This window comes from Nocardia sp. FBN12 (genome assembly GCF_054031145.1).
In genome coordinates this window covers 6820873-6837926 of sequence record NZ_CM132926.1, presented here as the reverse complement: position 1 = coordinate 6837926, position 17054 = coordinate 6820873, and the positions used below count along the sequence as shown (strand labels likewise).

The window sequence follows — 17054 nt, the reverse complement described above, 5'->3', positions numbered from 1 at the left end:
GGCACCGTTGATGTCATCGCGCCCCGGCGTTGTGTCACCACGCCTCCGGGCGTATTCGTCACCGCGCCCCGGCCTCGCGGTCGCCGGCGTCGAGCAGTTCGGCCAGCCGCGGCCCGATCTCCGCCAATGCCTGCGGCGAGGTCATCTGATCATGCACCACCGCGACCGGTCGATCACGCACCGCGCCGTCGACATACGGAGCCCAATTCGCCGCCGCCGCCTCGTGTCCGAGCGCACTGAAGTACTCGAGCCTGCCGCGGAACACCGCGGGCCGATGCTCGGCGATCAACTCCGCCGAGCGCACCGCGCTGCGATAGATCCGGCGCACCCGTTCAGGAGTCAGCACGGCCATGTTGGCGGGGATGATCGCGTGCAGCGCGGCCAGTCCGTCCTCGCTGAGTTCGCGCACGCCCGCGGCGGGCAGCGCGGCGCTGATGTCGACACCGAGTTCGGCGAGCGCGTCGCGGACCGCCGTGTGGAAATCGGGGACGTCGATATCGGGGTGCGAATCCAGCATCGCCAGCAGCGACACCCGCTCCCCCGCCGCCTGCAATTCGGTGGCGACGGCATGGGCGAGCACACCGCCCAGCGACCAGCCCATCAGCCGGTACGGGCCGTGCGGCTGCTGGGTCCTGATCTCGGTGGCGTAGCGGCGCGCCATCTCGGCGAGCGTGCCCGGCAGGTAGCCCGCCTCGCTCAGCGCGGGTGACTGCAGGCCGAAGATCGGCCGTCGCGCCGGAATGTATTGCGCCAGACCGGCATAGCACCAGGAGAGGCCGTACATCGGGTGGATGCAGAACAGCGCACCGCCCGCCTCGGTGCCGTGCGGCACCCGATTGCGAATGGCGAGCAGGACGCCGAGGGCGTCGTCGGATTCGAGATCGGAGGTGAGGTCGTAGTCGCCGGCGGCGGACTGGGTGGCGTCGATCCGGTCGGCCAGCGCGGCCACCGTGGCATCGGTGAAGAACCACTGCACTCGCACCTCGGCGCCGACCCTGGTGCGCAGGCGGCTGATGGCTTTGGTGGCGACCAGGGAGTTGCCGCCCAGTTCGAAGAAGTCGTCGTCGAGGCCGACCTTGCCCGCGCCGAGCACCTCCGCGTAGACCTCGGCGACGGCGCGCTGCAACGGTGTGGTCGGCGGGCGGTAGGCGCGGGTGGTGAAGGCGGGTACGGGGAGTGCCTTGCGATCGAGCTTGCCGCTGGCGTTGAGCGGCAAGGACTTCAGCGTCACCAGGGTCGCGGGCACCATGTACGACGGGAGCGCCGCCCTGGCATGGGCGAGCAACACGGCTTGATCGAAACCGGCAGTGGCGGTGCCGCTTTCGATCGAGTAGCCGGCCGCTCGAGCTTCCTCGTCCGGCGCCTCGGTAGGTACCACGTAGCCGACCAGGCGATCTCCCGTCGGACCGTGAACGAGCGCGACGGCAGCGTGGCGGACACTGTGATGGTCGCGCAGGACGGCCTCGACTTCGCCGAGTTCGATGCGCTGCCCGCGCAGTTTCACCTGGAAGTCGCTGCGACCCAGGTATTCCAGGCTCTCGGCGGCCGTCCAGCGGACAACGTCACCGGTGCGGTACAGCCTGCCACCGCCCGGGTGGGCGACGAAACGTTCGGCGGTGAGAGTCGGAGCGCCGAGGTAGCCGCGAGCCAGCTGCACACCTTCCAGGTACAACTCCCCCGCGGTGCCGGGCGGTACCGGCCGTAGGTGACGATCGAGCACGTGCACTCGCGTGTTGGCGACCGGAGTGCCGATCGGAACACCAACGGCGGCACCAGCTTCGACAACCTCCGCGGTCGCCACGGTGGCCTCGGCGGGCCCGTACCAGTTGACCAGCGTCGCCGTGGGCAGCACCTGAGCGAACCGGCGAGCGGACGCGGACGACAGCGCCTCACCCGCGGCGAAGACCCGTCGTAGCGAGGGGAATTCGCCGTCGCAGCGCTCGGCGAGGAAGGCATCGAGCATCGACGGTACGAAATGCACTGTGGTGACTGCGCGTTCGGTGATCACCTCGGCCAGGTAGGCCGGGTCGCGGTGGCCGTCGGGGGCGGCGATCACCACGGTGGCGCCGGTGTGCAACGGCCACAGCAACTCCCAGGTGGAGATGTCGAAGGTGACCGGGGTCTTGTGCAGCACCACGTCGCCGGGGCCGAGCGGGTAGGTGCGCTGTGCCCAGCGGAACTGGTTGACCAGTTGCCGGTGGGTCAGCATGACGCCCTTGGGCTTTCCGGTGGACCCGGAGGTGTGGATGACGTAGGCGAGATTGCCTGCCTTCGGCAGCTCGAGATCCACTACGTCGTCACTGACAGCGGCTGTTTCGACGACCGGGATGTCCGAAGTGGTCGTGAATCCGGCGGCGGCGAGCACACAGATCGGAGCGGCGGCGGCCAGTACCCGCTCGGTCCGTTCGGCCGGATGGTCCGGGTCGACCGGAACGTAGGCCGCCCCGGTCCGCAGCACCGCGTAGATCGCCGTCACCAGGTCGATTCCGCGCCGCATCGCCACCGCGACGAGCGTCTCCGGCCGGGCGCCCCGTGCTCGAAGCGCGGTGGCGAACTTTCGTGCCCGTTCGTCGAATTCCGCGTAGGTATAGGTGGTTTCACCGTCGATCAGCGCGGTGGCGTGCGGTGTGCGCTTGACCTGCGCGTCGAACAATGACAGCAGGGTCGCGTCGTCGAGCAGTTCGGGGGCGTCGGTGGCGTTGATCGCCGCGACGGTCGCGCGCTCTTCCGCCAGCAGGACATCGATCTCGGCGAGCCTGGCCCGCGGGCTGGTGGTGAAACGGGCGAGCAGCATCGAAAAGCGTTGTGCCAGCGCGTTCGCGGTGTCCTCGCCGAACACATCGCGCAGGTACTTCACCGATACCCGCAGCTGCCCGTCGGCGACCACCTGCACGGTCAGCGGGTAGTGGGTGCCGTTGGCGGCGTCCATCCCGGTGACCGCGGCCGATCCGGACGCGGCCTGCGCCAGTCCCGCGCGGTCGACCGGGAACGACTCGAACACGACGAGCGAATCGAACAGCGCGTCGATGCCCGCGATCTCCTGGATCTCGCCGAGACCCAGGTAGTGGTGATCGAGCAGCGCGGCCTGGTCGTCCTGCAGTCTGCGCAGCAGCTCGGCGACGGTATCGCCGGGATGCACGCGCACGCGGATGGGAATCGCGTTGAGGAACAGTCCGACCATCCGCTCCACACCGTCGAGCTCGGCGGGCCTGCCGGACACGGTGGCGCCGAACACCACGTCGTCGCGGTCGACCAGCCGGGCGATGAGCAGACCCCATGCCGCCTGGACGACGGTGTTCACCGTGACGCCGAGGCTCGCGGCGAGCTCGCTCAGTGCGGTGGTATCGGCCGGGGAGAGCGCGAAGCCGGTTTCGCCGGTGCCCGTGGCGATCTCACGGCCCTGGTCGACGGGCGCGAGCGGAGTGGGCTCGGCCAGGCCGGTGAGCGCGGTGCGCCAGGCCGTCCTGGCGGCTTCGAGATCCTGGTCGACGAGCCAGGCCAGGTAGTCGCGATAGGGCGCGACCTTCGGCAGGCGCCTGCTCCGACCGCCGACCACGTACGCGGTGAGCAGTTCCTGCAGCAGCAGCGGGGTCGACCAGCCGTCGATCAGGATGTGATGGCTGGTGACGAGCAGGTGCGCGGTCTCCGCGGTGCGCACCATGGTGAACCGCAGCAGCGGGGCTGCCGTCATGTCGAAGTGCGCCGCCAGGTCGGCAGCGCGAATGCGCTGGTAGGCGGCATTGTCGGCGTCGATGACCTGCCACGGCACGTCGATGTCGTCGAGCACGACCTGCAGCGGGGTGCCCGCGGCGTCGGTGGCGAAGGCGACGCGCAGGTTGTCGTGCCGGTCGAGCACGGCCTGCGCAGCCTCGTGCAGGCGCTCGACGTCCACGGACAGATCGAGGTCGAGGACGAACTGGGTGATGTAGGGGTCGACCGAGTTCTCCGCGAGCAGGGCGTGGAACAGCATCCCCGATTGCAGTGGGGTCACCGGCCACACGTCGCTGAGCAGCGGGTAGCGGCGGACCAGGCGGGTCAGTTCGGTCTGGCCGAGACGCACCAGCGGGAAGTCCGACGGCGTGAATCCGCCCGCACCGGGCTGCAATCCGTGTTCGGCGAGACCGCCGAGCGCGCGGATCCAGTGTTCGGCGAAGGTTTTGACGGCGTCCGCGGTGAGTACGGCGGTGGCGTAGTCGAACCGGGCGACCAGGCCGTCGTCGGTGGCGTCGACGGTGAGTACCAATGCCAGGTCGTCGGTGGCGACATCGGTGTGCACGCGCGCGGGGCGCAGGTCACGCAGACGGACCGCGAACCGGCCGCGATCCAGGGTGCGGACGCTGTCGGAGGTCTCGGCGTCGAGGTAGCGGAGCAGGCCGAAACCGGCGCCGTGGGCGGGGACCGCGCGGCGCAGTTCCTTGATCTGGGCCAGGGCCGTTCCCGCGGCGGGACCGCCGACGAGCGCGTCGGCGACGTCGATGCCATCCAGGCGCAGCGCGAGCGGATAGTCGGTGGTGAACCCACCGACGACGTTCTCGGCATCGGATCGGCCGAGCAGACGCTGATCGGCGCGCAGCCGCACCACCGTGCCGATCGCCCGCGCGACGGCGGTGTCGGCCGCGGTGTGCAGGGCCAGCGCGGCGGCGGTGAGCAGCACCTCGTCGACGGTGGCGCGGTAGGCCTCGGCGACCGTGCGGACCGCGGTGGTGCCCTCACCGGTGATGCTCAGCGAGACCCGGTTGCGCTGGTGCAGATCGGCGGATTCGCCTGCCCTGGAACGGATCGCGCGATGCCAGTATTCGCGTTCGGTGCGCGCGGGGGCGGTGGACGGGTAGTCGGCGAGTCTGCGCACCAGGTCACCGAGTCCGGCATCCGGCGCGGCGGGTGCGGCGTGGCGGCCGCGGCTCCAGGCCGAGGTCAGCTGGTCGACCACGGCGCGCCACGAATTCTCGTCCAGGACGAGAGCATTCGCGACGACGACCAGAGTCGCCGAGTGCTCGGCGTCGCCGGTGAGGATGAAGTGGATATTGCGACCCTCGTCCGGGTCGAGCGCGGCGGCGGCCGCGGCGACGATGTCGTCGACCGGCAGTGAGGACTCACCGTCTTCGGTGTCGAGCCTGCGGAACGCGCCGCCGATGCGTTCTTCGGGCGGCGGGATGCGCAGCACCGGGGTGTCGCCGGTGCGGTCGAGCAGCGCCCAGAGCATCGGGTGCTGGTTCATCACCGCGGTCGCGGCGGCGGCGACGGCCTGGTCCGGGCAGTCGGCCGGTACCTCGAGCAGCACGGCACGCGGTTCGACCGCGGTCTCCCCCGCTTCGATGAGCTGGGCGGCGGTCGCGGTGAGCGGGAGCGAGGCGGACGGGGCACTCGGTGCCACGGTCACCTCGGCACGGTCGGCGAGCGCGATGACGGTGCGCGCGTCGAACAGATCACGCGGCCGCAGGACCACGCCGGCCGACCCGGCCCGCGACACCACCTGGATGGCGGTGATGCTGTCGCCGCCGAGGGCGAAGAAGTCGTCGTCGAGGCCGACCCGGTCACGGCCGAGCACGTCGGCGATCACCCGCGCGACGGTCTTCTCGGCGCTGGTGCGAGGCGGGCGGTAATCGCGGCGGGCGGTGACCGGGTCCGGCAGCGCGCGCCGGTCCAGCTTGCCCGCGGGGGTCAGCGGAATCTCGTCGAGGACGACGATCGCGGCGGGCACCATGTAGCCGGGCAGCACCTGCGCGGCGAGCGCGGTGAGTTCGGCGGTATCGAGGTGGCGGCCCTGCTCGGCCATGACATAGGACACGAGCATGGTCGAACCGGAGCCGTTGTCGCGGCCGAGCGTGGCGACCCAGGAGACACCTGGCGCGGCGGCCAGCACGGCGTCGATCTCGCCGAGTTCGATCCGCAGACCACGGATCTTGACCTGGAAGTCGTTGCGGCCCTGGAACTCCAGGACATCAGCGCGGCGGCGGACGAGGTCGCCCGTGCGGTAGAGCCGGGCGCCGCCGTCGCCGATCTCGGCGGCGAAGGGGTCCGCGACGAAGCGGGACGCGGTCAGGGCGGGGCGCTGGTGGTAGCCGCGGGCGAGCTGGATTCCGCCGAGGTAGAGCTCGCCGGTGACCCCTTCGGGGACGGGGCGGAGGCGTTCGTCGAGGATCAGGGCGCGGATGCCGCGGATCGGGCCGCCCATGTGGACGGGGTCGCCGGGGTGCAGTGCGTCGCTGATGGTGGTCATGACGGTGGTCTCGGTGGGGCCGTAACCATTGTGGAAGTGCCGCTGGGGCAACGTGTTCCAGCGTGCGGCCAGGTCGGCGGGGACGTGTTCGCCGCCGACGATCAGGGCGCGCAGGCCAGGGACGCCGTCGGGATCCAAGGTGGCGAGGACCGACGGGGTCAGGAAGGTGTGGGTCACGCCCTCGGTGCGGATCAGTTCGGCGAGTTCGGTCCCACCGACATACCCGGTCGGCGCCACCACGAGGGTGCCGGCGCCACCGATGGCGAGCAGCAGCTCCAGCATGGAAGCGTCGAACGACGGGGAGGCGAAAGCCAGTGCGCGCGTGTCGGAGTCGAGGTGGTAGCGCTGTTTCTGCTCGGCGCAGAAGTTGGCGAGTCCGGCGTGGGTGACGACGACGCCCTTGGGTACGCCGGTCGAGCCGGAGGTATAGATCATGTACGCCGCGTTGCCGGTGCTCGGCGGTGCGAGTAGTTCGATTTCGCGCAGGCTCACGGTCGCGCACCCGGCGATTTCGGCGGTGAATGCGCGATCGTCGAGTGCGACCCAGCCCCCGTCGCCGGGCAGTTCGGGCAGCCCGGCGAGTTCGGCGGCGAGGGTGATGCCGAAGACGGCACCCGAGTCGGCGACCATGTGACTGATCCGCTCGGCGGGGTAGGCCGGGTCGATCGGCACGATCACCGCGCCGGTGCGGGCGATCGCCCAGACCGCGAGCACCGATTCGACCGACCGCCGAATCGCCACGGCGACAGCGGCTTCCGGGCCCGCACCGCGGGCGATGAGGCCGCGGGCCAGCTGGTTGGCGGCGGCGTCGAGCTCAGTGTAGGTGAATCCGCGACCGTCGCCGCGCAGGGCGATGCCGGTCGGATTGGCCCGCACCGCATCGTCCAGCAACTGGGCGAGGGTGCGTGCGGGCTCGGCCGCCGGGCCCGCGAAGGTGGTTTGCGCGCGGAACTCGGCGGGGTCGAGCAGGGCGATATCGCCGACGGCGAGGTCGGGGTCGGCGGCTACCGCGGCGAGCAGGCGGGTGAACCGCTCGCCGAAGCTCCGCACGGTCGTCGCGTCGAACAGATCTGTGGCATAGGTGAATTCGGCGTGCATGCCGCCGTTGTCCGGCTGCTCGCGCACAGTGAGCAACAGGTCGAACTTGGCCTCAGCGGTGCGGGCGTCCAGCGCGCCCACCGTGATCGCGGGCAGCTCGAAGGCGACCGGGGCGAGGTTCTCGAACGACAGCGCCACCTGGAACAGCGGATGCCGACCCGCCGATCTGGCGGGCTGGACCGCCTCGACCACCCGCTCGAACGGGACGTCGGCGTGGGCGAAGGCGCGCAGATCGGTGTCGCGGGTCTGCGCCAGCAGGGCGGTGAACGGTGCGCTCTCGGTGATCCGGCTGCGCAGCACCAGGGTGTTGACGAACATGCCGACCAGGTCGTCGAGCTCACGGGCACCACGTCCCGCGATCGGGGTCCCGATGGCGACATCGTCGGTACCGCTGAGCCTGGCCAGCAGCACCGCGAGCGCGGCCTGCACGACCATGAACACCGTGGCACCCTGCGCGCGGGCCAGCCCGGCGAGCTCGGCGTGCAGTGCGGCGTCGATCGTGAAGGTGCTGGTGGCGCCGGCGAACGACTGCACCGTCGGGCGCGGGCGGTCGGCGGGGAGCGCGATCTCCTCGGGCAGACCGGCGAGTTCGTCGTGCCAGTAAGCCAGCTGGGCGGCGGCCGTGGAGGCCGGGTCCGACTCGTCGCCGAGTGAGTCTCGCTGCCACACCGCGTAATCCGCGTATTGCAGCGGCAGCGGCGGCCAACCGGGCGTGGACCCTGCCGTGCGCGCGGTGTAGGCGAGAACGAGGTCGCGGGTGAGCGGCCCCATGGAGAAACCGTCCGCGCTGATGTGGTGGGCGACGAACACCACGACGTGGTCGTCGGCGCCGAGTCGCAGCAGTCGCAACCGGACCGGCGGCTCGGCGGTGACATCGAAACCGGTGGCAACGATCTGGCGCACCTCGTCGGCGAGGGTGTCGGCAGTGACCGGCACCGGCGTCAGATCGACGTGCATCGCGTCGGGCGCGAGGACATCTTGGAACGGCACGTCCGCATGCGCCGGGTAGCGGGTACGCAGTACTTCGTGACGGGCGAACAGGTCGGCTACCGCGAGGCCGAGCGCGGGCACGTCGAGTGCACCGCTGAGGCGGATCGCGGCCGGGATGTTGTAGACGGTGGCGTCGGGGTCGAGTTGGTTGAGCAGCCACATCCGCTGCTGTGCCAGCGACAACGGCACCCGCTGCGGGCGCGGTCCGGCGAGCAGCCGGGGCGCGGTGGCCTCGTCCGATCGGTGCACGCGCAGGGCGAGATCGGCCACCGTCGGTGCTTCGAACAGCAGGCGAACGCCGACCGCGCGATCGAGCGCGGTACCGATCCGGGCCGCGGCCCTGGTGGCGAGTAGCGAGTTGCCGCCGAGGGCGAAGAAGTCGTCGTCGGCGCCGACCGAGGCTACGCCGAGGATCTCGCCGTAGACCTCCGCGACCGCCTGCTCGGTGGGCGTCGCTGGGGCACGGAAGCTGGCGGCCTCGAAGACCGGCGCGGGCAACGCCTTTCGATCCAGCTTCCCGTTGACGGTATACGGCAGTTCGTCGAGGACAACGAAGGCGTCGGGCACCAGATAGGTCGGCAGCTTTTCCTTGAGCACGGACTTCAACTGCGCGGCATCGAGATCGGCGCCGACCACATAGGCGACCAGCCGATCACCGAAGTGGGCGTCGGTGCGGGCCAGCACGGCGGCCTGGCTCACCCCCGGCAGCCCGAGCAGAACAGCTTCGACCTCACCGGGCTCGACCCGGAAACCACGGACCTTCACCTGGAAGTCACTGCGGCCCAGGTAGATCAGCTCACCGGACGCACCTGCTACCGGAGCGGCCGACATTGCGGTGCGGGCCACCAGGTCGCCGGTGCGGTACATACGGGCACCGGGTTCGAAGGGATCGGCGAGGAAGCGTTCGGCGGTCAGGGCGGCCTTGCGGAGGTATCCGCGCGCGAGCTGGATACCACCGAGGTACAGCTCACCCCTGATGCCGGGGGCGACGGGGCGCAGACGCTCGTCGAGGACATAGACGCGGCTGTTCCATTCAGGGGCACCGATCGGCACGGTCAGCACGTCGGCGGTGGTGACGCGGTGGTCGGTGATGGAGACGGCTGCCTCGGTGGGACCGTAGAGGTTGTCGATCCTGGTTTCGGGCAACGCCTTCAGCAGGCGTTGGGCCAGCGCGGCGGGCAGCGCTTCACCGATCGCGAGGATGCGGGTCAACGCGACGATGCGGGGTGCGGCGGCGCTGTAGTCGTTGTGCGCGTACGACTCCCAGTAACCCGAGAGCGCGTCGAGCAGAGACGGCACGGCGGTGAGCGTGGTGACGCCGGCGTCGGCGATGAGGGCGTCCAGATAGGCGGGGTCGCGGTGGCCGTCGGGGGCGGCGATCACCAGGCGGCCACCGCAGACGGCGGCGGACCAGAATTCCCAGACCGACAGGTCGAAGGTGGCGGGGGTCTTCAGCAGGAAGACATCGGCGGCGTCAGTACCGAATTCGGCTCGTAGCCAGTGCAACTGGTTCATCACAGCCACGTGCGGCACCGCGACGCCCTTGGGGCGACCGGTGGAGCCGGAGGTGAAGATGACGTAGGCGGTGTTCTCCGGGTGCAGCGGCGCACGGCGATCGGCATCGGTGATCGGGCCGGGGTCGGCGGAGGCGATCACCGGGTGGTCGACCCGCACCACCGGCGCGGCATCGGTGCGGAAACCGCTGGTGAGCACACAGATCGGGGCGGCCGTGTGCAGGATGTAGTCGGTGCGGTCGGCGGGCTGATCGGGGTCGATGGGCACGTAGGCGCCGCCGGAGCGGGTCACCGCGAACATGGCGACGACGAGATCGATCGAACGCGGCAGGGCGATCGCGACCAGCGACTCGGGTCCGACACCGATCGAGATCAAGTGGCGCGCGAGCCTGTTCACCCGCGCGTCGAACTCGGCGTAGGTGAGCTCCAGACGACCCTCGGGCAGATCCGCGACGAGCGCGATGGCGTCGGGCCGAGCGACCAGCGGCAGGTCGGCGAGCGTGCCACCGGGCACTGCCAGATCCGCCGCACCGCTGACGATTTCGGCCGCGAGCTCAGCGGGGGTACGCAGGTCGACATCGCCGACCACCACGGACGGCTCGCGCACGAACGCGGCGAGCAGCAGCTCCAGCCGGTCCGCGAAGGTGGCCACCGTCGAGGCGTCGAAAAGATCGGTGGCGTAGGTGAAGAAGCCCTCGATGCCCGCGGGTGCCCCGGCCGCGTCGTAACCGTCTCCGACGATCAGATGCAGATCGAATTGCGACACAGCGAGTTCCGTGGAAACCGGCGCGATCCGCAGCCCGGGCAGCTCCAGTTCGGCGCGGTCGACATTCTGGAAGGAAAGGCCCACCTGGAAGAGCGGATGACGGGCGGTGGAGCGCGGTGGATCGAGGACATCGACGAGTCGCTCGAACGGCACGTCGGCGGCGGCGAACGCGGCCAGATCGCTGGTGCGCTGGGCGGCGAGCAGCTCGTCGAATGTCGACCCACCGTCATAGCGTGTGCGCAGGACGACGGTGTTGACGAACATGCCGATCAGATCGTCGAGTTCACGCTCACCGCGCCCGGCGACCGGGGTGCCCACCGCCACGTCGGCGGCACCCGACAGCCTGGCCAGCAGCACCGCGAAGGCGGTGTGCAACACCATGAACACGGTCGCGCCACGCTCGCGCGCGATCCGCGCGAGCGCCGCGTGGGTCTGCGCGTCGATGCGCACCGGCACTCGCCCACCGGCGAGTGAGGCGAGGGCTGGGCGCGGGTAGTCGGTGGGCAACTCGAGCAGATCCGGCAGGTCGGCGAGTTCGGACCGCCAGTACGAGAGCTGTTGGGCAGCAGCCGAATCCGGCTGGTCTTCCGTGCCGAGCCGGTCCAGCTGCCACAACGCGTAGTCGGCGTACTGCACCGGCAGTGCGGCCCAATCCGGGGCGTGCCCGGCGGCGCGGGCCAGGTAGGCGGTGGTCACGTCGCGTACGAGCGGCACCATCGAGGAGGCGTCAGCGGCGATGTGGTGCACCACCACGGCGAGCACGTATTCGGTGGGTGCGTCCGGCGCGTTCCCGGTGACGTCGAGCAGCCGAACCCGCAGCGGAACCTCGGTGGTCACATCGAACGCGGTCGACGCGAGTGCGCGCACCTGCTCGATCAGCCCGGTCGCGGTGCCCGAGGCGCCGTCGGCGGCCGTGCCCACCCGGTACACAGCGAGGTCGAGATCCACCTCGTCGGCCGGCAGGATCTGCTGGATCGGGCCGTTCGTGGTGTCGGGGTAGATCGTGCGCAGGACCTCGTGCCGGGCCAGCACGTCGCGCAGGGCCGCGGTGAGGGCGGGGACGTCGAGGGTGCCGGTCAGGCGGAGGGCGAAGGGGAGGTTGTAGGCGGCGGCTCCGTCTTCGGCGCCCTGGTCGAAGCGGTTGAGGAACCACATGCGGCGCTGGGCGGGCGAGAGGGGCAGCTCGGCGGGGCGAGGCAGGGTGCCGAGACCGCTGGTCGGTTCGGCCGCCGCATCGGGGTCGAGGGCGGCGGCGAGTCCCGCGACGGTGGGTGTCTCGAAGAGGGTGCGTACGGCGACTCGACCGCCGGTGGCGGCACCGAGGCGGGCGACCAGGCGGGTGGCGATCAGCGAGTTGCCGCCGAGGGCGAAGAAGTCGTCGTCGGCGCCGATGTCGGTGCGGCCGAGCACTTCCCCGAACAGGCCGGCGACGAGCCGCTCCTGCGCGGTGCCCGGCGCACGGAAGGCCCGGGTCGTGAAGCTCGGCGACGGGAGCGCCTTGCGGTCGAGTTTGCCGCTGGGGTTGAGCGGCAACGCGTCGAGCACGGTGATCGAGGCCGGAACCATGTAGGCCGGCAGGGTTTTCGAGACAGTCGCCTGGAGCCGGTCCGGCACAGCGGCATAGCCGGGAGCGGGCACCACATAGGCGACCAGCTGGTCACCGAGCTCGGTCGACGCCACCAATGCCACTGCCTGGCTGACGGTTTCGTGTGCCAACAGCGCGGTCTCGATCTCCCCGAGCTCGATCCGCTGACCACGGAACTTCACCTGGAAGTCGATGCGCCCCAGGTAGTCCAGCCGGTGGGGTGCGTTCGAGCTGGGCTGACGCCACACCACCAGGTCACCGGTGCGATACATGCGCGCGCCCACCACGGGCCCGCCGCTTGCTCCGTCGGCCACGCCACCATCAGCTGATCCGCTGACGGAAGCCGCTGCGGCGAAGGGGTCAGCGACGAAGCGATCGGCGCTCAGGCCGGGCCGGGCGACGTACCCGCGGGCGAGCTGGTCGCCCGCGAGATACAACTCACCCGCGATACCTGGCGGCACGGGTCGCAGCCGCTCGTCCAGGACGTATACGCGAGTGTTCCACTGCGGCAGGCCGATCGGCACCGAGCGCTCACCCGGACGAGCGGGCCAGTAGGTCACCGAGACGGCCGCCTCGGTCGGCCCGTACAGGTTGTGCAACCGGGCCGAGCTCACCGCGGCCATGGCATCGACGGTCTCCGCGGGCAGCGCCTCCCCGATCACGAAGATCTCGCGCAGCGACGCCAGCCCGGCGTGGTGACCGTCTCCCCCGGACGCGATGACAGCACCCGGCCCGGACGGCCCGTCGGGGGCAACGGACGCGCCGCTGCCCGCTGCTGCTTGCGCCGCGAACACCGTGAGCATCGACGGGACGAAGTCCGTGACGGTCACCGAGTGCCGCGCGATCAGGTCGATCAGATACGCGGGGTCGCGGTGGCCGTCCGGGGTGGCGAGCACCAGTTTCGCGCCGACCCGCAGCGGCATGAAGTAGCCCCACAGCGACACGTCGAAGGTGGTTGCCGTCTTCTGCAGGTACACATCACCCAGTGCCAGTGGGTATTTCGCCAGCATCCAGACCAGCTGGTTGCCGATGGCGGCGTGCGAGATCGCGACACCCTTGGGCTTGCCGGTGGACCCCGAGGTGAAGATGACGTACGCCGGGTTTTCGGGGCGCAGCGGTACCCGCAATTCCGGCGCGAGCACCGGATCACCCTGTACCCCAGCGAGATCGAGCTCATCGAGCAACAACAACGAGGTGCCGTGCGGGACCGCGACGGCATCGGCGCGGGTGCTCAGCACACAGGCGGGCCGGGCGGTGTCGAGGATGTAGGCGATGCGCTCGGCCGGATGATCCGGGTCGAGCGGCACAGCGGCGCCGCCCGCGGCGAGCACCGCGTACATGCCGATCACCAATTCGGGCGAGCGCCGGATCGCGAGGCCGACCAGGCTTTCCGGCCCGACGCCCGCCTCGATCAGCACCCGCGCGAGCGTGTTCACCCGATCGTCGAACTGCCGATAGGTCAGCTCGGTGTCCTCGAAGACCAGCGCGGTGGCGTCCGGATGCATCTGCACCGCACGGCGATACGCCTCGAGCACCGGTTCCGGCGCCACCGGATGCCGGGTGTCGTTCCAGCGCACCAGGGTCTGCGCGCGCTCGACCTCGGTGAGTAGATCGATCTCGCCGATCGCGACATCGGCGTCGGCGGCGACCGCCTCGAGCAACCGCGTGAACCGGGCCGCCATGGTCTCGACGGTGTCGGGATCGAACAGATCGGTGGCGTAGTTGAACGACGCGGCCATCGGTTCGGTCGGATCGGCGCCGGGCACGATCGTGAGCTGCAGATCGAAACGTGCCACCGCACCGTCGAATTCGACCGGCGTGGCGTCGAGGCCGGGTAGTCGCAGGCTCGGCAGATCGAGATTCTGGAAGAACAGGGCCACCTGGAACAGCGGGTGATGCGCCTGCGAACGCACCGGATCGAGCAGCTCGACCAGCCGCTCGAACGGCAGATCCGCGTGGGCGAAGGCGGCGAGGTCGGCACGTTTGGTCGCGCGCAGCAATTCGGCGAAGCTCGCGCGCGGGTCGAGCTGCGAGCGCAGGACCAGCGTGTTGACGAACATGCCGATCAGGTCGTCGAGCTCGCGGGCACCGCGCCCGGCCACCGGGGTGCCGATGGCGATGTCGTCGGTGTGCGCGATCCGACCCAGCAGCACCGCGAAAGCCGCGTGCACGACCATGAATTCGGAGGTGCCGCTGCGCTGGGCGAGCGCGGCGACCGCGCCGTGCACCGCTGCCGGGATCTGGAAGCCGAATTCGGCTCCGCGACCGGTGAATACGGGTGGGCGAGGGCGATCGGTGGGCAGGTCGAGCCGGTCGGGCAGGCCGGCCAGCGCCGTACGCCAGTGCGAGATCTGCGCGGCGGCCACCGAATCCGGGTCGGTTTCGGCACCGAGCAGCTCGCGATGCCACAGTGTGTAGTCGGCGTACTGCACCGGCAGCGGCTGCCACCTCGGCCGCGAACGGTTGCGGCGAGCCAGGTAGGCACCGAGCAGGTCGCGCAGCAGCGGTGCCACCGAGGCGCCGTCGGCGGTGATGTGGTGCAGGGCCACGGCGAGCACGTGATCGTGCGGTCCGAGCTCGGCCAGCGCCACCCGGAACGGCACGCCCGCGGCGACATCGAAGCCGGTGCTCGCGAATTCCCCCAGCCACAGCGGTAATTCGTCCTCGGTGAGCGAGTCGACCAGCACGTCGGGCACCGCGTCGGCCATCGGCAACACCACCTGGTGGCCGACACCGTCGACCACCGCGCCGTCACCGTCAGCGCGCGCCTCGTCAGCGTTGTAGACCGGGTACCACGTGCGCAGGGATTCGTGGCGCCCCACCAGATCCGACAACGCCGCGTGCAGCGCGCGAGCGTCGAACGGCCCGGACAGGCGAAGCGCGAACGGGATCGTCTCGGCCGTGGAACTCGGATCGAATTGGTTGAGGAACCACATCCGCTGCTGCGCGGGCGAGAGCGGGATCAGCTCGGGTCGGCCACGCGGTGTCAGCGGCGCCTGCCCGCCTGACCCCTTCAACGGTTCGAGCAGCGCGGCAAGCCCAGCGACAGTGGGGCTTTCGAACAGATGACCAGCGGGCACCCGCGCCGAGAGCTCCGCACCGAGCCGAGCCGCCGCCTGAGTCGCGAGCAGCGAATTGCCGCCGAGCGCGAAGAAGTCGTCATCGGCGCCGACCGGGTTCTCCGGGGCGAGGAGCTCGGTGAAGATCTGCGCCACAAGCTCTTCCATCGCACCCGTCGGCGCCCGGAATTCCTCGGCGCGCAACGTCGGCGCGGGCAGCGCGGCCCGGTCGAGCTTGCCGACGGGAGTCAGCGGAATGGTGTCGAGCACGGTCAGCGCGGTCGGCACCATGTGCGCGGGCAGGCCCGCTCTGGCGTGCGCGAACAGCGCGTCGGTGTCGATCAGCGCACCGGGCGTCGCATGCACGTACGCGGCGAGAATCGTGGTGCCGTTGTCGAGTTCATGGCCGAGGGTCACCGCGAAGTCGACGGTGTCGTGCGCGGTGAGCACGGTGTCGATCTCACCCAGCTCGATCCGGAACCCGCGCACCTTCACCTGGAAGTCGTTGCGCCCCACGAACTCGATCGCGCCGTCGACCCGGCGACGTACCAGGTCGCCGGTGCGGTACATCCGCCCGTCGGCCCCCGCGAAGGGATCGACCACGAAGCGCGACGCGGTCAATCCCGGCTGCCGGTGATACCCGCGCGCCAGCCCGTTACCCGCGATGTACAGCTCGCCGATCATCCCGTCGGGCACCCGGACCAGGCGCTCGTCGAGCACGTACTCGGTCACCCCACGCAGCGGGGCCCCGATGTTCATCGTGTCGCCGACCACCAGCGGTGCGCTGATATTCGTCACGATGGTGGTCTCGGTCGGCCCGTAGCAGTCGTGGAACCGGCGCGAATCGGTGGCCCAGCGCCGGATCAGATCCGGTGGGCACGCCTCGCCACCGGTCGTGACCACGGCCAGCGCGTCGAGACCGGCCGGATCGAGTGAGGCCAGCGCGGCCGTGGTGATGAACATGTGCGTGACGGCTTCCCGGCGCAGCACCTCGGCCAGCTCGGCGCCGCCGAGCACGCCCGCGGGCACCAGCACCATCGCGGCCCCTGCGCCCACCGCCATCAGCAGTTCGAGCACGGCGCCGTCGAAGGACGGCGACGCGAAATGCAGAGTCCGCGACGACGGTTCGATCCCGTAGTGCGCGCGCTGCTCGGCGCAGTAGCCGGCCAGCCCGGCGTGCGTGACCACCACGCCCTTGGGCAAGCCCGTTGAGCCGGAGGTATACACCACGTACGCGGGGTGCTGCAGCCGCAGCGTGCGCACCCGGTCGGCGAAGGTCACCGGGTCGCCGGACTGATCGTCGGTGGCGCGCCGCACGCTCGCGTCATCGAGGCACAACCACTCGAGCGCACCGGGCAGCCGGTCCATCGCCGCACCGACCGCCACACCGAGCACCGCGCCGGAATCGTCGAGCATGTGGCGCACCCGGGCAGCCGGATAGTTCGGGTCGACCGGCAGGAACGCCGCGCCCGCCTTGGCCACCGCCCACATCGCCAACACCGATTCCGGCGAACGCGGGATGCCGACGGCCACCACGTCCTCGGGACCGACACCACGGGCGATCAGCAGCCGCGCCAGCCGGTTGGATCGTTCGTCGAGCTCGGCGTAGGTCCAGCGCACCGGCGCGGAGACACCGTCGTCCCACGACAGCGCGAGCCCACCGGGATTGGACTCCACCGCCACGGACAGCAGTTGCGGCAGCGACTTCCCGCGCTGCCGGGCACGGGCGCCGGACGCCCGGGTCGCCCGGGTCACGACAGTTCCATCCGATCGACGGAGTCGACTTGCCGTTGCCCGGTCATGCACACCTCGTACCGATCTC

At 70.6% G+C, this 17054-nt stretch carries 1 protein-coding gene; it reads right to left on the bottom strand.

The genetic code is table 11. The annotated features are described in order from the left end of the window. Nucleotides 1–58: 58 nt before the first annotated feature. On the bottom strand, nt 59–17038 hold the full coding sequence (locus ACWZHB_RS32160; RefSeq protein ID WP_427905472.1) for an amino acid adenylation domain-containing protein: 16980 nt from the start codon (nt 17036–17038) through the stop codon (nt 59–61). Nucleotides 17039–17054 lie beyond the last annotated feature (16 nt).